At 66.6% G+C, this 1,749-nt stretch carries 3 protein-coding genes; all 3 read right to left on the bottom strand.

Features of this window, described 5'->3' with window-relative positions:
- The coding region (locus WAN71_RS00015; RefSeq protein WP_422223364.1) for a MaoC/PaaZ C-terminal domain-containing protein at positions 1-361 on the bottom strand (361 nt) is incomplete at its 3' end.
- Between the two features lie 8 nt (positions 362-369).
- Positions 370-870 (bottom strand): MaoC family dehydratase, encoded by a 501-nt coding sequence (locus WAN71_RS00010; protein ID WP_422223363.1) that lies wholly within the window; start codon positions 868-870, stop codon positions 370-372.
- Positions 867-1,749, bottom strand: an 883-nt coding sequence (locus tag WAN71_RS00005; protein WP_422223362.1) for an acyl-CoA dehydrogenase family protein, incomplete at its 5' end; no start/stop codon positions are given. The genes WAN71_RS00010 and WAN71_RS00005, both read right to left, overlap by 4 nt.

Here is a 1,749-nt window from a genome sequence, read left to right as displayed (position 1 = left end):
GACCGGTGTTGTCGCCCAACCGCTTTGCGGTCACCACCCCGCCAAAACTCAGTTCCTCGCCCGCAAACGCGATCGCCCGGTTCTGCACGCTGTACTCAACCAGACGACCGCGACCGCCGATCCAGTCGGTGATAGCCCGGGCCAGCAGGGCGGCCTGCAGCGGTCCCTGCACGATGACGTCGTCGTAACCCTCGACCGTTCGCGCCCAGTCCTTGTCGTAGTGGATGCGGTGACCGTTGTACGTTGCGGCGCTGAAGAAGAACAACTGCCGTTCGTCGACCGTTATCGTGAGCGCCGGCAACGGGTCGCCGGGCTCGACGTCCTCATAACAAACCTGTGCCGAGGCATTTTCGGGGACCATTCAACTCCTCACGGTCGGGCGATCATCGATGTCGTTGCCTCGGTGAGTAATTCACGTCGCTGGTTGCGATACAGCGTGCGCCAGGTCACCAGCACGAACCGGCCGGAGCGACCTTGCTTTTCCACGATCGACTCGATGGTGCGCACCATTTCGACTTCATCGCGGTGATACCCCGGCGCATGGAACGTTGTGCTCTCCCCGCCGGCCATGCGTCGGGGTGCCCGGGGAAAGGCGAGGCTGCCGGACACCGCCCCGGACGATCCATCGGGCCGCAAGCCGTCCAACGCGGTGACTCCCAGCACGGCGTACTGCAGAAAAAGCGGCGGGCAGATGATGTCGCGGTAGCCTTGTGCGCGAGCGTATTCGGTGTCGAACCACAGTGGATTGTGATCTCCGACCGCCGCGGCCCAGCGTTGCCAGTCGCGCCGGTTGACTTCGCCGGTCGCCGTTGCGGCGACGGTGCCCACTCGCGACGCCGACTCGGCGTCGATCAGACCCTGCTCGCTCACGCCTCCTCCTCCAACCACGTTGCGGCCACGTCCGCCCCGCCGCCCAGCGTGGACAGCACCCGGGCCCGTTCGGAGAACAAATGCAGGTCGGTGTCGAGTACATAACCCATACCGCCATGCAGCTGGTGTGCGTCAAGCGTGACCGATTTCGCCGCGCTGGCTGCGTGCATTCGCGCGATCGCGGTTTCACGGGTGGCGGTGCGGCCCCTCCCGATCCAGAACACCGCCGAGTGAGCTGCCAGCCGAGCTGCGGCCAGCGCGATATGCATATTCGCCACCAAATGCTGCGCCGCTTGAAACGAGGCGATAGGCCGGCCGAACTGTTCTCGGGCCGCCGTGTAGTCGACGGTGCGTTGCAGCACCGCCTCGCCGACACCGACCAGGTCCAGCGACAGCAACGCCACTGCGGCGTTGGCCACCCGGCGCAGGCTGTTTTCGGTTAACCCCGCACCGTCGGCCCCGTCCAGCACCGCCGCCGGATCAATCACCTCGACATCGTCGAATCCGATCCGGAAGGTGCGGTGCCCGCCCATCAACCGCAGCGGGTCGATCCACAGGCCCGCCGCGGTCAACGGCACGACGAACGCCATGATCCGCTCCCCCGCCGCGGCTGCCGACACGACGAGGTGGTCGGCCAGGTCGGCGTCCGCGACGAAGTCGACCGCGCCGCTGAGTCGCCAGCCGCCCCAAGCCTCCGAACGCACACGCAGCGTCGGTGTGGTCACTGCGGCATTACGTGGACCCCATAAACATGTTGTGGCACTGATGTTTCCGTTGGCCAGCGACGGTAGCCACGCCGCATGCTGGGCGGGTCCGCCGAGCAGCTGGATGGCCAGAGCGGCCTGCACGGTGCCGTGCACGATCGTCGGGCACAGGCCG

This window comes from Mycobacterium sp. (assembly GCF_049280035.1).
Taxonomy (GTDB): Bacteria; Actinomycetota; Actinomycetes; order Mycobacteriales; family Mycobacteriaceae; genus Mycobacterium.
The sequence above is the reverse complement of the archived record's forward strand: the minus strand, read 5'-3'. Positions and strand labels throughout refer to the sequence as shown.